General features: G+C 63.5%; 10 protein-coding genes. 4 read left to right on the top strand and 6 right to left on the bottom strand.

Annotated elements, in window-relative coordinates; all coding sequences use genetic code 11:
* Window positions 1-16 precede the first annotated feature (16 nt).
* The 3 genes from LVJ94_18760 to LVJ94_18750 all read left to right on the top strand — a co-directional run bounded on the left by LVJ94_18760 (window position 17) and on the right by LVJ94_18750 (window position 5,449).
* Window positions 17-1,207, top strand: a complete 1,191-nt coding sequence (locus LVJ94_18760) for a hypothetical protein (GenBank protein WXB09264.1) — start codon at window positions 17-19, stop codon at window positions 1,205-1,207.
* A gap of 647 nt (window positions 1,208-1,854) precedes the next feature.
* Window positions 1,855-2,619, top strand: coding sequence for a hypothetical protein (locus tag LVJ94_18755; GenBank protein ID WXB09263.1), 765 nt, complete (start codon window positions 1,855-1,857; stop codon window positions 2,617-2,619).
* A 58-nt stretch (window positions 2,620-2,677) separates the two neighbouring features.
* On the top strand, window positions 2,678-5,449 hold the full coding sequence (locus LVJ94_18750; GenBank protein ID WXB09262.1) for a serine/threonine protein kinase: 2,772 nt from the start codon (window positions 2,678-2,680) through the stop codon (window positions 5,447-5,449).
* Here the strand turns inward: LVJ94_18750 and LVJ94_18745 are convergent.
* From LVJ94_18745 to LVJ94_18730, 4 genes are all read right to left on the bottom strand, one after another.
* The gene (locus tag LVJ94_18745; protein ID WXB09261.1) at window positions 5,366-5,779 is read right to left on the bottom strand and encodes a hypothetical protein; all 414 of its coding nucleotides are present in this window, start codon (window positions 5,777-5,779) and stop codon (window positions 5,366-5,368) included. The two genes, LVJ94_18750 and LVJ94_18745, sit on opposite strands and share 84 nt — an antisense overlap.
* A 154-nt stretch (window positions 5,780-5,933) precedes the next feature.
* Window positions 5,934-9,104 carry a TonB-dependent receptor gene (locus LVJ94_18740; GenBank protein ID WXB09260.1) on the bottom strand — a complete coding sequence of 1,057 codons (3,171 nt, stop codon included), beginning with the start codon at window positions 9,102-9,104 and terminating at the stop codon, window positions 5,934-5,936.
* Window positions 9,105-9,209: 105 nt separating this feature from the next.
* On the bottom strand, window positions 9,210-12,353 hold the full coding sequence (locus tag LVJ94_18735; protein WXB09259.1) for a TonB-dependent receptor: 3,144 nt from the start codon (window positions 12,351-12,353) through the stop codon (window positions 9,210-9,212).
* Between the two features lie 494 nt (window positions 12,354-12,847).
* Complete coding sequence (locus LVJ94_18730) at window positions 12,848-16,024, bottom strand: TonB-dependent receptor (GenBank protein ID WXB09258.1); 3,177 nt, start codon at window positions 16,022-16,024, stop codon at window positions 12,848-12,850.
* A gap of 93 nt (window positions 16,025-16,117) precedes the next feature.
* On the opposite strand from LVJ94_18730, the gene LVJ94_18725 reads away from it, so the two are divergent.
* The gene (locus LVJ94_18725) at window positions 16,118-16,798 is read left to right on the top strand and encodes a tetratricopeptide repeat protein (protein WXB09257.1); all 681 of its coding nucleotides are present in this window, start codon (window positions 16,118-16,120) and stop codon (window positions 16,796-16,798) included.
* On the opposite strand, the gene LVJ94_18720 is transcribed toward LVJ94_18725, so the two are convergent.
* Window positions 16,799-17,509, bottom strand: coding sequence for a glutathione binding-like protein (locus LVJ94_18720; GenBank protein WXB09256.1), 711 nt, complete (start codon window positions 17,507-17,509; stop codon window positions 16,799-16,801). It abuts the gene before it with no gap.
* A 6-nt stretch (window positions 17,510-17,515) separates the two neighbouring features.
* The gene (locus tag LVJ94_18715) at window positions 17,516-18,721 is read right to left on the bottom strand and encodes an aspartate kinase (GenBank protein WXB09255.1); all 1,206 of its coding nucleotides are present in this window, start codon (window positions 18,719-18,721) and stop codon (window positions 17,516-17,518) included.
* Window positions 18,722-18,730: the final 9 nt, after the last annotated feature.

Here is an 18,730-nt window from a genome sequence, read left to right as displayed (position 1 = left end):
TTCGAGAAGGATAGCCATGGGTTCACAGCTTCTAGGCCTCGAGGAGTGGTTCGCCCCCCTAGACTTGGCCGAGTTCCGCCGCAAAGTCTTGGGGCAGCAACTCGTTGTGTTGCCGCCGCGGCCGGAACTCGCCGACCGTCTCGTCAAGGATCTCGCGCTTGGATCGATCGACGACCTACTTAGGCTCCGTGGCGCGAAAGTTTATGCGTGGTTTCAAAAGCTCGATGGCAGCCAAACGGCTGCCATCGTTCCAGCGGTTGCGGGTCGACGGCTCTACGAGGCCGGCACGACACTCTACTTCCGCGGCATCCTCGAGTTTGGAGCACAGGAGCGCGAAGTCGCGAAACACTTCGGCGTTCCACCGAGCTCGGTCGAGTGCACGCTATTTTGCAATCGCCCGAGTGCTAGGACCCGTGCCCACTTCGACACGGCAGACATCTTTTCGATCCAACTTCGAGGCCGGAAAACCTGGCGAATCGCTCCAAACGAGTTCGCCCCCGCCCCACTTCGCAACTGGGCAACCCTCCATCCATTGGCGCCCGAATTGCGGCAATACGCCGACGGGCTACCACCGACCGAAATGCCCGAGAATGCCACCTCGTACACGCTTGAAAAGGGCGGTATTCTCCATATGCCTCGCGGCTACTGGCACGACACGTTCTCCGACGAGGATTCGCTGTCCCTTCATATTCAAATTGCGTCACCCAGTCGGGCAGAAATTCTATTGTCGATGCTGAAGAACGAGCTCGCCCGCGAGCAGTGGTGGCGAGAGCCAGCTTACGATCTGAAGCCCGAAGATCCCGGTGCCATCGAGCGCGCGATGGTCGCCTGCAGCCGTTTGCGCGAGGCTACGTCGCGACTCGATGCGCACGATCTCGTGCAACGAGCTACCGAATCACGAAACGTCGATGCGACAACGCGTTTCGTACGGTCTGGCCAGGCTGGTTTCGGAATCGGCTCGCTCGATCCCCAAACCGACACGGCACAAATCGAGATTACGTCGTACGAGTACCATCGCTCGACGGTCAGCCGCCTCGATATGAGCATGGTCTTCGTCCGTGGTTGCCAGTGGATCAACGCACTCGCAACAGGCGGCGCCTTCGACGCTCGGCAGGTCCAAAAAGCAGCCTCGGGTCTCGAGCTCCACGAAGCGCAGGATCTCCTGGGACTCCTGGAACAGACTCGGTTCATCCGTCGCCAGGACTGAGACGCCGTCGCCGATGAGGTAGCCCTTGACACGCCTCATCGGCCTGGCATCGTCCGCGTCCGGTCATGTCCGAGCCGCAGAACAATCCTGGCGCGGCACGCGCGTTGCGGCGCATCGGGGTATTCTTTTGCGAGCGCTATCGGCTCACTCGCCTCATCGGTATGGGTGGGACGTCGGCGGTCTACGCGGGAGTTCATCGCAACGGCAGTAGCGTTGCCATCAAGGTGCTGCACGAACGACTCTGCGACCTACCTGACGTCGAACGTCGCTTTCGCCGGGAAGCGCTCATCGCCAACCGCATCCAGCACCCGGCTGCAGTCCCGATTCTCGACGACGACGTGGCCTGCCCGTTGCCTTCGTCCGTCCGACGCCCATGTCGACCAGGACTTCGCCACGACGATCCGGAGCGCGCCGCAGGTCGAAGCCAAGGCCGCGCTCGAGAGTGGTCTTCAACTCTGGATGGATGCTTCCACGGGCCCTGCACGCGAGAAATTCGCCACTGCGATTCAGCTCGACCCCGGCCTCGCCGAAGCGCACCTCTATTTTGCCGCAGCGTTGGACCGGTTCGACCCTGAGGTGCGCACGCACCTCGCTCAAGCATCCCCGAGCCGCGCCGTGAAATCGAACACCAGGGGGACGAGTTCGATTTGGCCATCGAAGACGGTGCTTTCCCGCAGGCCTATGCGGCCCTCGACGCCTGGGAGAAAGCGGCTACGGTCTCCGCCAACGCGTGGGTTCGAGCGTACCCTTTCACGAGCCGGCTCGACCTCGACCTCGAGCTCGGTGAGCTCGAGGCTGCACGACACACAGCACGCGCTTTCATCGCCGCTTCGCAGACGTGGTTGCCCGAAGACACCTGGGATATGCCCACCGAGAGATCGCGTGCTCTGTACTTCACGGCGCAGATCGGTCGTGACGAATTCCGCCGCCTCCAGGCTCGGGACGCAGAGGGCATTGCCGCGCGAGGTGGATTCTATGCCCCGGCGGGGGTGCGATGGATCGAATCTTATGCGCTGAGCATTCGAGACGTCGAAGACGCCCGTTTCGCGCTCTCCAAGTTACCCGACGAGCGCCCACTCCTCGATGCGGCATTCCGCGACTTCTTCGTCGATGCCGAGATCGGCCGGATCCACCTTTACGCGGGCCGTCTCGACAGAGCTTTGGAGTGGTTACATCGCGCCGCGAACTCGTGCTTGTACGTGCGCGCCCTCCATAGCGTGCAAGCCCACGCATGGTATGGCCATGCACTCGCCAAGAATGGCCAGAGGCTCGAAGCCTGCCATGAATACGCGTACGTTCTCCAGCGGTGGGGACGTGAACCTCGGAGTCGCTCGGCGAATGCCGCGCGGGAAGGTGCGCTTCGACTTGGCTGTGCCGAAGTCTCGCCGCGCAGCATCGGTACGACGAAGTGAACGCGTCACGGGGCGAGCTTGACAGGGCGCCCCATCCTGGCATCGTCCAGCGTCGGACATGCCCGAGCCGCAGAACAACCCTGCCGCCACCCGCGCGCTGCGGCGGATCGGGGCGTTCTTCTGCGAGCGCTACCGCATCTCTCATCTGATCGGCATTGGTGGCACTTCTGCGGTGTATGCGGGAGTCCACCGCAATGGCCATACCGTTGCCATCAAGGTGCTGCACGAGCGGCTCTCCGATGTGCCCGATGTGGAGCGTCGATTCCGGCGTGAGGCGCTCATTGCCAATCGGATCCAGCACCCGGGGGTGGTGCCCATCATCGACGATGACGTTGCGGACGATGGCGCGACGTTCCTCGTCATGCCGCTTCTCCTCGGTGAAACGGTACGCGCGCGCGCCGCACGCCAAGCGGACAAGCGGCTCCCGGTCGAAGAGGTCATCGCCATCGCGCACGCGTTGCTCGATACGCTTCAGGCAGCGCACGCGCTGAAGATCGTTCATCGGGACATCAAGCCCGACAACCTCTTCATCACCGCGAGCGGCGATGTTCGCGTGTTCGACTTCGGAATCGCACGGTTCTTCGAAAACGACGATTCGGCGTCCATCACGCGCTCCGAACAGGCGATGGGAACTCCTGCCTTCATGGCGCCAGAGCAAGCGCTGGGGCGCGTTCGTCACGTGGACGGACAAACGGATCTATGGGCCGTCGGCGCGACCATGTTCACGTTGCTGAGCGGCCAACATGTGCACGAGGCCGAATCCTCGGGTGAAGTTCTCGTGCGGGCTGCCACGGTACCCGCTCGTGCGCTGGCCTCGGTCGCGCCGGGCGTTCCACCTGTCATCCGTGAGGTCGTCGATCGCGCGCTCGCATTCGAAAAACGAGAGCGCTGGCCAGATGCCTCGACGATGCAGCAGCAGCTCGCCCTCGCCTGCCAAACGGTGTTCGGCACATCCCCCTCCGGCCTGCCGGGTCTCGCCGTACCGGATGTCGAATCGCCCCCTCAGGTCCATGACGCGACGACTCTCCCGCCGGCCCCCCTCAAGGCGCGGACCGCGGTCGCCGATTCGGCGCAGCCGCACCCTCGCCTCGGGGCGAGAACTCCTTCCGTGCGGTCTACGAGACGCGCGCGGCTGCCGTGGGTCGGCGCGGCTCTCGCCGCGTCGGCCCTCCTCCTTGGAGGCACGGCGGCTCGGTTTCTCGCAGCGCCGGCGACACCAGCCGCCACCCCCAGCGCGACGGCTGAGGGCGGCCCGCCCAGGCAGCGGGAGGCGGCCATCGCTCTGGAAGCAGGTTTGCAACTTTGGCGAGACGCCTCCACCGACAATGCGCGCAGCAAGTTCGCCGAGGCGGCGCGACTCGATCCGGGCCTCGCGGAAGCGCACCTGTACTTTGCGGCCGTGTCGGAATGGGTCGATCCGGAGGTGCGGACGCATTTCACCGAGGCCCAATCGCTCCGTCGTCGATTGTCCGCCGTGCAGGCAGGGCTGCTCGAGGCCCTGGAGCCGGTCATGCTGGAGCCACCGGACATGCCGTCGGCGACCAAGAAACTCGCCGCGCTGACCACGCAATTCCCCTCCGAGGAGCTCCCGTGGCTGGTGCGCGGCGCCCATGCGGTGCGTACCCGGGATGCCACCGATCTTCTCTCCTTCGTCGATCGCGTCCCGGGGGCGATCGCGCTCTCGTATCGCTCGCGGGCCTCGATCGTCCAAGATGACGTCGACGGCGCCCGCCAATCGCTCCAGGAATGCATCGCAAGCCAACCGCAAGGCGGCGTGGATTGCCTCATTCGCCTGGCACAACTCGAAGCCAACGAAGGAAATTGCGACAACTCCGCCGCGGCCGCGCGACGGCTGATCGCAGTCGATCACGCCTCACCGGAAGGCTATCGATATTTGGCGCGGGCGGAGTTTGGACGCAGCCATCGCACGGCCGCCGTTCGGGCCATCCTCGAAGAACGATGGTCCCGCCTCGTTTCCCCGCGCGACGACGTCGCTCGCTGCTGGGATGAATACAACCTCGCGATCCAAGATGGGCAGTTCGACGTTGCCTATCGGGTTCTCGACACGTGGGACAAGGCGGCCTTGACGACGGCCGACGGCGCCCTTCGCTGGCTCCCATTCGCCTATCGAATCGATCTGGACCTGGAATTGGGACGCATCGACGCGGCCAAGGCGGCCGCACGTGCTGCGGTCGACGCGTCGCAAACCTGGTTACCCAACGAGAGCTGGTACATGCCGGCCGAGAGGACGCGGGCGCTCTACTTCACGGGCCTCATCAGCCGCGACGAGGCGCATCGCCAACAGGTCCCGAACGAGCAAGGGTTCGCGCGCGGGGGCTTCTACTCGCCCGATTTGCGATGGATCGATGCCTACGTGCAGACCGTCCGAGATGCGGAGGACGCCCAGTTCGCCATTTCCCATCGCCCTTCGGCGAGCCCGATTCTCGACGCCGAACACGTGGATCTCTTTGCCACGAGCGACGTCGGGCACATGTACCTTCTTGCCGGTGATGTCGACAAGGCACTCGTCTCCCTTCATCGCGCCTCGAACTCCTGCCTCTTCGCCAAGGCGCTCTACAGTGTCCACGCGCACGCGTGGTACGGCGATGCCCTCGCCAAAGCGGCTCGCAAACGCGAGGCGTGCGAGCAGTACGGCTACGTATTCCAGCGCTGGGGGCACGAGCCACGGAGCCGCACGGTGCGGGCGGTGAGCGAAGGGGCTGCTCGCCTCGAATGCCCGCCGCCGTCAGTCGGCGGGACGGTGCAGGGCGCGGTGAATCAGCCAGAGGCCCGTGAGAAGGACGAGCACGGCCCCGAAGGCCACCGATAGGATCGCGATGACCCGGATCCACGGAGCGCCGTCCGATGTGGCGATGTGCGTCTCCAGGAGCATCGCCCCTCCACCGACGGCGCCTCCCAGTATCCCACCGATAAAGGCCAGGCCGAAATACGGCAGCCGCAAGGGCGTCGCGGTGGGTTCGGCCTGCGGGGCACGCTCGTCTTGTCGCGACTCCGCAGCAGGTGGCACAGACTGACGCGCCTCCGGCGGTGCGCTGTCCCGCGAGGCGGTACGTTGCCGAACTTGCGACGTCAGCGCCGGGCGCTCCTCGCCCGGTTGTTTCGACGTTGTCGGTCGAGACTCCTGCCCTGATGTGTTCACGGTTGCCAATCCAGCAAGTCGGATGCCTCCCCAGTGAAGCGTGGATCTGCAAAATATAAGGCCTCGAAACGCGAGTTTCGAGGCCTTCTTTCGACCTTACAGAACGCACGGGGCATGTCACGTGTGACATGCCACGTCTTCGTTTGTTCCGTTTCTAGAAGCTGCCGCGGATGCCGAAGCGGAACTGCCGCGGTTCTTGGTACAGGTTCGTGTTCCCGAAGTTCGGGTTGACTCCATTCGCCGGCAGCGCACCGCCGGTGACCTGCTTCACGTTGCCGTTCGTAAGGTCGGCCTTCGAGCCACCGGGTACGGCGTAGACCTCGTTGCGGGTGTAGCGCTCGTCCGTGCTGAGGCCGCCCTGGAGATTCAACAGATTGAAGATGTCGCAGGTAAACTGCAGCGACATCCCGTTTTCGAAGCGCCAGCCGTAGCCCACGTGCGTGCCGAAGTTCCCGTTCCACGGCAGGCGATCGCCGGTGCCGCGCGGCAGGATGTACACCTCGTCGGCGCCGTAGAGCGGGTGGGCACCGAGGACGTTCGTCGGGCCGCCCGAACGCACCTGGATCGAACCGCCGATGTCGAGATGAGACTCCTTGGTGATGCTGAAGTCCTTGGCCGCGTACAGCTTGATCGAGTGGCGACGGTCGCCGGGAAGGTCGCCGGTCTGATTGACCAGGATCGACTTCAAGTCGAACGTCGAGTTCGCATTCGGATCGAGCTGGCCGGTGTCCGGCTTGTAGAGGCCGGCGATGTTTCCGCGCAGCCAGGACAGGGTGTAGCTCACTTGCGCGAGCCAGCTGTCGGCGAACGTCTTCATGAAGTAGACGGTGCCGGCGTCGTAGTTACGCTCGGCCTCGGGGAAGCCCTTCGCAATCCCCTTCCCCGGATTGCCGATGAAGAACGTCGCCGACTCGTCGTTGCTCATGTCCTCGATGACGTTGTTCATCCAGCGGCGCACGTACGACATACCGATGCGGCCGTTCTTGACGATTTCGTACTCGCCACCGCCGCTCAACTCGCTCATCGACTGCGGAATGAGATCCGGATCGACGACGGTCTTGCCGCCGCCATACGGGGCGAACGAGCGATCCGGCGTATTGGTACCACCCTGACGGCCGCCAACGGCGGGCCACACCTTGGTGTTGTTCATGCAACCCGTCGTGGCTTGCGACGGGTTGAGCGCATTGCACTGCGGCGTATCGATGGACTTCTCCGCGCGCGGCTCGACGCCGCGGTCCATCAGGTTGAGCGGCACGCTCTGATAGAACTTGGCGTAGCTGACGAAGATCTTCGAGCGCCCATTCTGGAAGGGGTCGTAGATGAGGCCCACGCGCGGCGAGATCTGATTCGGCAAGCTCATGAAGAGCTTCCCGTCGGTGCTGAACAAGAACTGATTGTCGTAACGAAGACCGACGTTCAGCGTCACCTTGTCCATGATCGACCAGCTATCTTGAATGAAGCCGCCGACGCTGAACGAGTGCGAGCGCGTGGTCAGCCGGTCGAACAGAACCGGGGTGTCCGGCGCCGTCAGATAGCCGTAGCTACCGCCCGTATCGAAGCGACGCCCGTTGGTCGATTCGGTGAAGGTGCGTCCCCCCGTGCTGCCGCGGCTCGCCCAGGACGTCGCCAATTCGAGCTCCACGCCCGCCTTGATGACGTGGTGGCCAGCGCCTTGCGCGAGCACGGTGAGCACGCTCTTGAGGGCATAGCTGTCGAGGACCTGCTGATCGATGAAGCCGGGACCACCGCCGCGGTACTGGACGACGGGGCAGTTGGCTTGCTGCTTCTTGCCATCGGCGAGCGTGGTGTATCCGCATGCGCCTGCCGGCACACGTTCGAACTCCGAGACGTCGTGATAATTCGGATTGTTCCGCCGCATCGTGGCGGAGGGCAGCGCCGAGTAGCCATAACCACTCGCCACGCCGAAACCGTCGGCCGGCAGCGTGCCACCCAGCTCGTGGTGCCATCCGATGATGGTCTCGATGTTCTTCGACTTGTTGTCGAACTCCGACGTCCACTTCAAAATCGTGTCGTACGCGCCCGAGCGCCGCACGTGCGCGAGCCGGCTGTACGTTCCGTCGAGATTGAGCTCTTGCAACGCGCCCTCGACCTGACCCGAGCTCGGGCTGACCGAGAAATCCCCTCCGCCACCCGATGTCGTCGGCGTTGCCGCAAAGCTCAATGCAAGTTTGTTGTCTTGATTGATCCGATAATCGAGTTTCGCGAAGATCTGATACGACGTCGCCGTCGCCTTGTACTGCTGCGTCGTTCCGGGGATCTCTACGCCTGCATACGGATCAACGGCGCCAGTATCCGGATTGATGCCGGCTTTGTATTGATACAGGCTGCGATCCAAATTGTAGATCGCACGCGAGACGCCGAAGCCCACGTAGTACCAGAGCTTGTCCTTGACGATCGGACCGCTCTGGTCGAAGCCCACGTCGTACACGTTGCCCAACGAGCGGCGCGTCTGGAACGTCGTACCCTGGAAGAGCGGATACTTGCGCGCTCCCTCGAGGGAACCCGGGGTCCAGTTCGCCCAGACGTTGCCGTGGTACTCGTTCGAACCCGACTTGGTGACGACGTTGAGGATACCGCCCGTCGCCTTTCCGTACTCCGGCATGTAACCGCCCGAGAGGACGTTCACTTCCTTCACGAACTCGATCGACAGCGGCGAGCCGTTCAAGCCATAGCGCGAGCTGTTCGTGCGCATGCCGTCGATGACGTACGAGTTCTCGGGCGATGTCGTGCCCATGATCGACGTACCGTAACGATCCGCCGTGGCGCCGGGGGCGGCCTCCGCGACCGATTCGAACGTACGCTGCGCACCGCCGCGGGCGCCCGGGTTGGTCACAGGGACGCGTGATGCGAATTCGGCGTCGATGTTGGAACCCGTCGTGGTCGACCCAACGTCGACCGTCGGCGTGTGCGCGGTGATGACGACGACGTCGGCCTGGAGGCCTTCCGGCAGAAGATCCGCGTCGAGACGGATCGTCGCGTCGGCGCGGAGCTGAATCTCTTTGCGCTCGTAGGCGCGGAATCCTTCTTTATCGAGGTGCAGCGTGTAGACGCCGGGCGGAAGCGACGGGATGCGGTACGTACCCGTTTTGTCCGTGGTGACGATTTGCTCGCCTTGAAGGGCCGGCGACGTCACCGTCACGACGACGTCCACGACGCCCTTCTTGCTGGAGGCGTCGACGACCTTGCCCGTAAGGACGGCTGCGCCTTGCTGCGCTCGTGCGGGAGCCACCACCACGACGGTGGCAGTCAACGCGGCGAGGGCGGTGAACTGAGGAAGATGACGTCGGAAAGATCGCAGTTTCATCGTGCTCCCTTACGCGTTCAAAAGAAAGACACCCGCACCCCTCCAGAAAGGACGGGTGCGGGCCTGGTCAACTACAGCGCCGCGTGGTGGCGTACGGCGCTATCGTCAAAAGCTGCCTCGAATACCAAAACGGAACTGACGGGGCTCTTGGTAACGGGTCGCGTTTCCGAAGTTCGGATTCACTTCCGAGGCTTCGATCGGCGTGCCCGTCGGCGACGTGACCTTGCTGGGAAGATCCGCCTTGGTACCGCCCGGAATCGGAGCAACCTCGGAGGCGGTGTAACGCTCGCTCCGGAACAGCTCACCCTGGAAGTTGAGCAAGTTGAAGATGTCCATCGTGAACCCGAGCGACATCCCGTTCTCGAAGCGCCAGTTGTACCCGAGGTGGGTACCCACGTTGGCGTTCCAGGGAAGGCGATCGCCGGATCCACGCGGCAGGATGTAGACTTCGTCCGCGCCGTACAGAAGGTGCGAGCCAAGAACGTTGGTCGGACCGCCGGACTTCGCGGAGAACGACGCACCGATCTGGAGCTGCGACTGCTTGTTGACGTTGATGTCTTTCGCTCCGTAGACCTTGATCTGGTGGCGGCTGTCGCCGGGCAGGTCACCCGTCTGGTTGGCGAGCAGGGAGCGCAAGTCGAACGACGAGTTGGAGTTCGGATCGAGCTGGCCGCTCTCGGGCTTGTACAGACCCGCGATGTTGCCGCGCAGCCAGGAGAGCGTGTAGCTGACTTGGGCGAGCCACTGATCGGCAAACGTCTTCATGAAGTAGACGGTGCCGGCGTCGTAGTTACGCTCGGCCTCGGGGAAGCCTTTGGCAATGCCCTTCCCGGGGTTTCCGACGAAGTACGTTGCGCCCTCGTCGTTGCTCATGTCCTCGACGATGTTGTTCATCCAGCGGCGCACGTACGACATACCGAAGCGGCCGTTCTTGATGACCTCGTACTCACCGCCGGCGCTGAATTCGCTCATCGACTGCGGGCTGAGATCGGGATCGATGAGCGTCTTGCCGGCACCGGCCGGGAGGTACCTGCGATCGGGGACATTGCCGCCGAATGCACCGCCGACGGCATTGTACGATCGCGGGTTGCGGCAACCGACACCCACGCTCGCTTGCTGCGCGTCGAGCGGATTGCACGCGTTATTTCGCACGTTGTAATTCAGCTGCGATTCACCCGTTCCGCGGTCGCCGATGTTGAGCGGCACGCTCTGGTAGAACTTCGAGTAGCTCGCAAACAGCTTGGAGCGGCCGTTCTGCGTCGGATCGAAGATGACACCAATGCGCGGCGAGAACATGCCCGGGAAAGCCATGAAGAGCTTTCCGTCGGTGCCGTACAGGAACTGGTTGTCGAAGCGGAAGCCCGCGTTCAACGTGACCTTATCCATGATCTGCCAGCTATCCTGGATAAACCCACCGATATTGATGTTGTTCGACCGCGTGACGAGCCTATCGACGGTCACGGCCTGATCGGGCTGCGTCAGGTAGGCGTAACCGCGATTCGACGTGAAGTTCGTTCCAAGGGTGGACTCACGCAACGTACGCGAGCCGGTGTAGCCGCGGCTGCTCCAGGACGACGCCCACTCGAACTCGACGCCTCCCTTGATGACGTGGTGACCGAGGCCGTTGGCGAGGATGGTCAAAATGCTCTTCGCCGCCAAGCTGTCGAGCACCTGCTGGTCGATGAAGCCGTAGCTGCCGCTGTTGTACTGGGTCACCGGGCAATTCGAACGCGTGGAGCTAGCCCCGAAACCGCCGCCCGTGCACCCGGGCACGTTCTCGAATTGATTGAGCCCGTGGAAGAACGGGCTATTTTGCCGGAACGTGACGCCCGGCTGCGCGGCGAGTCCGAGGCCACTTCCCACGTTGAATCCGTCGGCAGGCAGGGTGCCACCGAGCTCGTGGTGCCAGCCGATGGTCGTCTCGAGGTTCTTCGACTTGTTGTCGAACTCGGACGTCCACTTCAGAATCGTATCGTACGCACCCGAGCGACGGCTGCTCGCCATGGCGCCGTAGGTACCGGATAGATTGTATTCGGAGGCGATGCTGCTCTCGACCGTGCCCGTCTGGGGATTGACCGCGAAATCGCCGCCGCCGCCGGACATCGTCGGCGTCCCGGCAAACGTCAATGCCAGTTTGTTGTCCTGATTGATGCGGTAATCGAGTTTTCCGAAAAGCTGATACGACGTCGATACCGCCTTGAACTCTTGGAGCGTACCGGGAATGTACGCCGTGCCGGTGCGGTTGCCGTCCGCGTCGTAGAAGCTTTGCTCGATGGTGCGCTCGAGCTTGTACTCACCACGGGAAACACCGAAGCCGACGTAGTACCAAAGCTTGTCCTTCATGATCGGACCGCTCTGATCGAAACCCACGTCCCAGATGTTGCCGAGCTTGCGGCGCGTCTGAATGGCCGTGCCCTGGAAGTAGGGATACTTGCGTCCGCCCTCGAGCGCGCCGGGCGTCCAATTCGCCCACACGCTGCCGTGGTACTCGTTCGAACCCGACTTGGTGACGACGTTGAGGATACCGCCCGTCGAACGCCCGTACTCCGGCATGTAGCCGCTGGTGAGGACGTTGACCTCTTTCACGAATTCGACCGACAGCGGCGAACCGTTGGTTCCGTACTTGGAGCTGTTCGAACGCAGACCGTCGATGACGTACGAGTTCTCCGGTGACGTCGTTCCGTTGATCGACGTACCGTAAAGGTCCGCGCTCGCGCCGGGGGCGGCTTCGGCAATGGACTCGAAGCTGCGCTGCGCACCGCCGCGTGCACCGGGGTTCGTAATCGGGATACGCGAGGTGAAGTCGTTATTGAGGTTCGCGCCACCTGCCGTCGAACCGACGTCGACCGTCGGTGCGTGAGCGACGATGACCACCTCTTCGGCCTTCAAGCCTTCCGGCAGCAGATCGGCATCGAGACGAATGGTTGCGTCTGCACGAAGCTGGATCTGATCGCGCTGATAGGCGCGGAAGCCTTCTTTATCGAGATGTAAGGTGTAAACACCTGGCGCGAGAGACGGAATCCGGTAAGTTCCAGTCTTGTCGGTGGTGACGATCTGCTCGCCCTGGAGCGCGGGCGACGTCACAGTGACGACGACATCCACGACTCCTTTCTTCGAAGCAGCATCAACGACCTTGCCGGTAAGTACCGCCGCACCCTGCTGCGCTTGCGCAGGCGCGACCACGACGATTGTCGCGGCCATCGCGGCGACGGAAAGAGCCAAATTGGGTCGAAAAGCTCGCAGTCTCATCGTGCTCCCTTAGATCCCGTGCCCCCGCCCGGGCCTCTGGGCCGGTTGGGTGCGTCTCGTGAAATGAGTCCAGCCCGCAATCACCACGTTACGGGTGCGTTCGGCAAGAAAAACTAGCGGGGCGCGGAATAAATCTGGGAGCTTCGACGCATGATGCGGTGCGCAGGTGGGGCGTTAGGTAACTAACCCCCCTCATAACCTACGAAAATCGCTCTACGATGTAATTTTGCATCGATAAGCGCTAAGGTTCTGACGCACTCGTGGAGCTTAGGTGGGCAACTGCCCCACCAGTACCTGACCGCCCTTGGCGCGTTGGGAGATGTCGGGTTGGTGCACCGCACACCCGAAGCTCTCGGAAACACGACGAAAGAAATGCCAAAAGTCCGATGCGGTCGACGCACCGGACTTTTGCGGCCACTCCTGCCCCGTCCCCTAGGAACTCGGGGCGCGCCTCACACTTGCGCAGAACGCGCCGGTGTGAGGCGCATATCGAACTAGAAGCTACCGCGAATCCCAAACCGGAATTGGCGGGGCTCCTGATACAGATTCGGATTCCCGAAGTTGGGATTCTTCTGGTCCGAGCTGTACGCGGGGAAACCAGGCGCAGCCTGCAGTTTGCTCAGGTCCGCGGTGCTGCCGCCTTCAATCGGCGAAACGCGGCTGCGCGTGTAACGCTGATCGGTGCTCAGGGCGCCTTGGAAGTTGAGCAGGTTGAAGATGTCCATGGTCACGCCGAGCGACATGCCATTTTCGAACTTCCATCCGTACCCGACGTGGGTGCCGACGTTCGCGTTCCACGGCAGGCGCTCTCCGCTCCCTCGCGGCAGGATGTAAACCTCGTCCGCACCGTAGAGGTTGTGCGCACCCAAGTAGTTGGTGGGGCCACCCGACTGTGCGTTGAACGATGCGCCGAGTTGCGCCGTCGACTGCTTGGTGATGGTGACGTCCTTCGCCACGTAGACCTTGAACGAGTGGCGGTGGTCACCCGGCAGGTCGCCGTTCTGGTTGACGAGCAGCGACTTGAGGTCGAACGTCGAGTTGGAGTTCGGATCGAGCTGCCCCGTCTCCGACTTGTACAGACCGGCGATGTTTCCGCGCAGCCACGAGAGCGTGTAGCTCACTTGCGCGAGCCACTGATCGGCGAAGTTCTTCATGAAGTAGAACGTGCCGGCGTCGTAGTTGCGCTTGGCCTCGGGGAAGCCGCTGGCGATGCCCTTGCCGGGGTTGCCGATGAAGAAGGTCGCGCCCTCGTCGTTGCTCATGTCCTCGACGATGTTGTTCATCCATCGCCGCACGTACCCGAACCCGAAGCGACCGTTCTTGATGACTTCGTACTCGCCACCGGCCGAGAACTCGCTCATCGACTGCGGGCTGAGATCCGGATCGATGACCGTCTTGCCACCGGCATACGGGGAGTATTGCCGATCGGGAATCCCCTGCCCCGTGGCGCCATTGTTGATCGGCGTGCGGCACACTCCGGTGTTGGCCTGAGACGTATCGCGCGGATTGCACCCTCCCGCCCTGCCGTTGATGGCCCCGAGAACCGACGACTCACCGGTTCCGCGGTCCAGGATGTTCAGCGGCATGCTTTCGTAGAACCGCGCGTAGCTCGCGTAGAGCTTCGAGCGGCCGTTCTGCGTCGGGTCGAAGATCAAACCGACACGCGGCGAAAGCTGGTTCGGGAAGGACATGAACAGCTTCCCGTCGGTGCCGAACATGAACTGGTTGTCGTAACGAAGACCCACGTTGAGTGTGATCTTGTCCATGATCGACCAGCTATCTTGGATGAACCCGCCGATGTTGACCGAGTTCGAGCGGGTAACCAATCGATCGAGGAGCACCGGATTGTCCGGCCCCTGCAGATAACCGTACCCCGAGGTGATGCTGAACGAATTGCCGCTCGACGACTCTTGCAGGAAGCGGCCGCCCGATTGGGCACGGCTATTCCATGACGAGGAGAGCTCGAACTCCGCACCGGCCTTGATGACGTGGTGACCGGCCGCCTGCGCCAAAATCGTGAGCACGCTCTTGGCCGAATACGAATCGAGCACCTGATCGTCGATGAAGCCGGGACCGCCGGCGCGGTACGTCTGCAACGGGCACGTGGGACGCGTTCCCGTTCCAAACGGTACGCGCGTGCAGCTGGCCGGCGCGCTTCCGAAGTCCTCCAAACCGTGCAGCGAGGGGCTTCGCGTGTACGAGATGCCCGTGAGCGAGCCGTACCCGTAGCCGCTGCCGACCCCGAATCCGTCACCGGGGAGGCTTCCACCGTTTTCGTGGTGCCAGCCCACCGTGGTCTCCACAGTCTTCGACTTGTTGTCGAACTGCGACGTCCACTTCAAAATGGTGTCGTACGCTCCGGAATTGCGGGTATGCGCAAGGGCACCGTATTCACCCGCGAGGTTCAATTCGGTGACCGCACCCTCGACGTGCCCCGTCTGCGGATCGACCGAGTAGTCCCCTCCGCCGCCCGAGAACGTCGGCGTGGCCGCAAAGCTGAGGGCCAATTTGTTGTTCTGATTGATGGCGTAATCGAGCTTGGCAAAAAGCTGGTACGAGGTCGACGTCGCCTTGAATCGTTGCGTCGTGCCCGGGATCTCTACCGGATTGGTGGGCGTGCCCGTCGTCGCGTCGGGGGTGTACTGGAAATAGCTACGATCCAAGTTGTAGACCGCGCGCGAGATACCGAATCCCACGTAGTACCAAAGCTTGTCCTTGATGATCGGACCGCTCTGGTCGAAGCCCACGTCGTAGACGTCGCCCAGCGAGCGGCGCGTCTGGATCGAGGTACCCGAGAAGAAGGGATACTTGCGCGCGCCCTCGAGCGAGCCCGGCGTCCAGTTCGCCCAGACAGAGCCGTGGTACTCGTTGGAGCCCGACTTGGTGACGACGTTGAGGATACCGCCCGTGGAGCGGCCGTACTCCGGCATGTAGCCGCCGGAGAGCACGTTCACCTCTTTGACGAACTCGATGGACAACGGAGAACCGTTGACGCCGTACTTGGAGCTGTTCGTGCGCAAGCCGTCGATGACGTACGAGTTCTCGGGCGAGGTCGTTCCGTTGATCGACGTGCCGTAAAGGTCGGCACTCGCGCCCGGCGTGGCCTCGGCCACGGACTCGAAGCTGCGCTGCGCACCGCCGCGTGCGCCCGGGTTGGTGACCGGGATGCGGGAGGTGAAGTCGCTGTTGATGTTGGCACCGCTGGTCGTCGAGCCGATGTCGACGGTGGGCGAATGCGCGACGATGACCACCTCTTCGGCCTTCAGGCCTTCGGGGAGCAGGTCCGCGTCGAGACGGATGGTCGCGTCCGCACGAAGCTGAATGTCGGCGCGCTGGTATGCGCGGAATCCCTCTTTGTCGAGGTTCAGCGTGTACACGCCCGGCGGCAGCGACGGGATGCGGTAGGTGCCGGTGTTGTCCGTCGTGACGATCTGCTCGCCCTGGAGGGCGGGAGACGTCACGGTGACGACCGCGTCCTTGACCCCTTTCTTCGTCGAAGCATCGACGACCTTTCCGGTAAGAACCGCCGCGCCTTGCTGGGCATACGCGGGCGCCTCATACAAGATGGGCGCGGCCGCAGCCGAGAATGCTCCGACGGAAAGAACCCAACGCGGGATGCGCGTACGGGCATGAATGGCTCCGAGTATCCTGATGGCTGATCGCGATCTCATGTATCCAGTTCGCACTAGCCACGCCGCTGTAGGCCGAGACAACATAACTCCGTGAAAGGTTGGGAATACGGAGAGCGGCGCTACACTGTCCGCGTGAGCATCGTGAAACAGGTGCACCGCGTTACGCGATTGACGATGGCCATGTGCATCGCGTTGGCCTGCTCCATGAGCGCCACGATGGCGCGGGTCGCGCACGCGGATCATGGAGCGGGGATCACGTCGGCCGCTGAAGAGCTCGTGCGCGAAGCGCAGGCCCAAGAGGCTGCTGCCGAAGAGCAAAAAGCGCTGCGGCTCTACACGGAGGCCCTGGCCATCGATCCGACGTGTCGCGATGCGTACCTCGGCCTTGCCGCATTGCGCCTGCGTCTCGGCGACGCGCGCGAAGCAGAACGCGTCTACTCGATGAGTCTGGAACACGTGCCCGACTTGCACGCGGCGTTGCTCGGGCGCGCGCGGGCGCGTCGCAGCATCGGCAGGAGCCCGGAGGCTGCGGTCGATCTGGAAGCGTACGCGAGCAAAGAGGACAACCCGCGCGCACTGCGCGAGCTCGCACGCTGGTATGGCGAGGACGGTCGCCTGTTGGCGCAGCTGGCCGTATGGCGACGCCTTTACGTGCTCGCCTCCGCCCGCGAAGACAACGCGCTCGCCACCGAAGCGAAGACCATGATCCGAGCCCTACAGATCATGGTCCACCCCATCGATCCCGTCACCGCACCACCGGCACCGGCGCAAACGCGCACGACCATTGCGCGCGTCGCGCGTCGCGGCGGTTAGCTATTTGACATTGGCCGCGGTCTGGCCAAAGAGGACCTTTCGCTCGGCCTCGCTCATCGCCGGCGGGCCGTCGGGGCGCACGCTCTTGCCCTTCTCATAGGCGCGCACGGTGGCGGGGCGCTGCTTGATGGCGTGGAACCAGCGCTTCAAATGCGGGAACTCGTCGAGATTCTGCTGCTGCTTCTCGTGGGGCACGATCCATGGGTAGCTCGCCATGTCCGCGATGGAGTAGTCGCCCGCGACGAACTCGCGATCGGCGAGGCGCTTGTTCAACACGCCATAGAGTCGGTTCGTCTCGTTGACGTAACGGTCCATGGCGTACTTCAGCTTTTCCGGTGCGTACTGCACGAAGTGATGGTTCTGCCCCGCCATGGGACCGAGCCCGCCCACCTGCCAGAAGAGCCACTGCAGGGCGTCCACGCGCGCGCGCACGTCCGCCGGGAGGAAGCGCCCAGTCTTCTCCGCCAAGTACACCAGGATGGCCCCCGACTCGAAGACGCTGACGGGCGCGCCCCCACGCGCAGGTCCGGCCGGCTCGTGATCGACGATGGCGGGCATGCGGTTGTTCGGCGCGATCTTGAGGAACTCGGGCTTGAACTGGTCGCCGGTGCCGATGTTCACCCCGATGAGGCGGTAAGGGACACCGGTTTCCTCGAGGAACATCGTGATCTTGTGGCCATTGGGGGTTGGCCAATAGTGAAGGTCGATCATGGTGCGCTATGCCGTAGGGTCGACGAACGCGGCATGCAATGCGCGCTGCGCGGGGCCGAGGGCGCCGCCCGGAATGGTCGCACTGATGCGGAGCGGTGAGGCCACGAGCGTGTACGGCGTGGTCTTCATCGATTCCAAGGCGTCCATGAAGCGCGGCAGCGCGGCCGTACCCAGATCGGCGCCCACGATGCTGACCAACGCGTGGCCCGAATCGATTTCGACCCCGGACGCGACCAGCTTTTTCCGGGCGCGATCCCAATCGGGCACGTTGAGCAGCGGGATGACCGCCGTTGCGCCCTTCTTGCTCCATGTCAAATCGACGGCCGGCAGAAGCATCTTGCCCACCAGGTCGGCGAAGTTCCGCAAGGTGTCGTCGGAGCGCGCAAGCACCACGCGATCGAGCCCCACCACGGCGCGCACGCGCGAGGTGCCCTCTTCGTGCGCCACCGTTTCGCGCACGCCCTGGGCGAGCGCGCGCATCGTCCAAAAATGCGGATCGGTGGTCTTTCTTGCGTAAATGGCGATCTTCGCACGGCGTGCCCACTCGACGGCTTGCGCGTTGAGCACCTTGGCGCCGCTCTCGGCCATCTGCTGCAACGTCGCCAGATCGATCTCCGGCAAATGCTTCGGCTCCGTCACGACCCGCGGGTCGGCCGAGTAGACACCATCCACGTCGCTGTAGATCTCACAGCGCTCCGCCCCCAGCGCGGCGGCCAGCGCCACCGCCGTGGTGTCCGAACCACCGCGGCCCAACGTGGTGATCTCGCGCTTGTAGCTCATGCCCTGGTAGCCGGCCACGATGACGACCCGGCCGCGCGCCAGTTCGTCCTCGATGCGGTGCGGGCGCACTTCGATGATGCGCGCGTCGAAGTGCCGGTCGTTGGTCATGATGCCGCATTGGCTGCCGGTGAAGCTCACCGCATCCATGCCGCGGGCGTGGATCGCGATCGAGAGCAGCGCCATGGAGACGCGCTCGCCGGTGGAGACGAGCATGTCGAGCTCGCGCCGCGGGGGATCGAACACCGAGTCGTCCGGCGGGCGGACGGTTCGGGCCAGCGCCAGAAGCTCGTCCGTCGTCTTGCCCATGGCGCTGACGACGACCACCACGTCGTGCCCTGCCGATCTGGCGGCAACGACCTTGTCCGCAACCTGTCCGATTTTCGCGACGTCCGCGACGGAAGACCCGCCGTACTTCTGAACGATGATCGCCATGTGTCCCGC

This window comes from Sorangiineae bacterium MSr11367, from assembly GCA_037157805.1.
Classification (GTDB): Bacteria; Myxococcota_A; Polyangia; order Polyangiales; family Polyangiaceae; genus Pendulispora; species Pendulispora rubella.
The sequence above is the reverse complement of the archived record's forward strand: the minus strand, read 5'-3'. Positions and strand labels throughout refer to the sequence as shown.

Coding starts and splice junctions, on each gene's coding strand:
- LVJ94_18715 (WXB09255.1), bottom strand. CDS start 18,721: ATGGCGATCATCGTTCAGAAGTACGGCGGGTCTTCCGTCGCGGACGTC.
- LVJ94_18760 (WXB09264.1), top strand. CDS start 17: ATGGGTTCACAGCTTCTAGGCCTCGAGGAGTGGTTCGCCCCCCTAGAC.
- LVJ94_18720 (WXB09256.1), bottom strand. CDS start 17,509: ATGATCGACCTTCACTATTGGCCAACCCCCAATGGCCACAAGATCACG.
- LVJ94_18730 (WXB09258.1), bottom strand. CDS start 16,024: ATGAGATCGCGATCAGCCATCAGGATACTCGGAGCCATTCATGCCCGT.
- LVJ94_18740 (WXB09260.1), bottom strand. CDS start 9,104: ATGAAACTGCGATCTTTCCGACGTCATCTTCCTCAGTTCACCGCCCTC.
- LVJ94_18735 (WXB09259.1), bottom strand. CDS start 12,353: ATGAGACTGCGAGCTTTTCGACCCAATTTGGCTCTTTCCGTCGCCGCG.
- LVJ94_18750 (WXB09262.1), top strand. CDS start 2,678: ATGCCCGAGCCGCAGAACAACCCTGCCGCCACCCGCGCGCTGCGGCGG.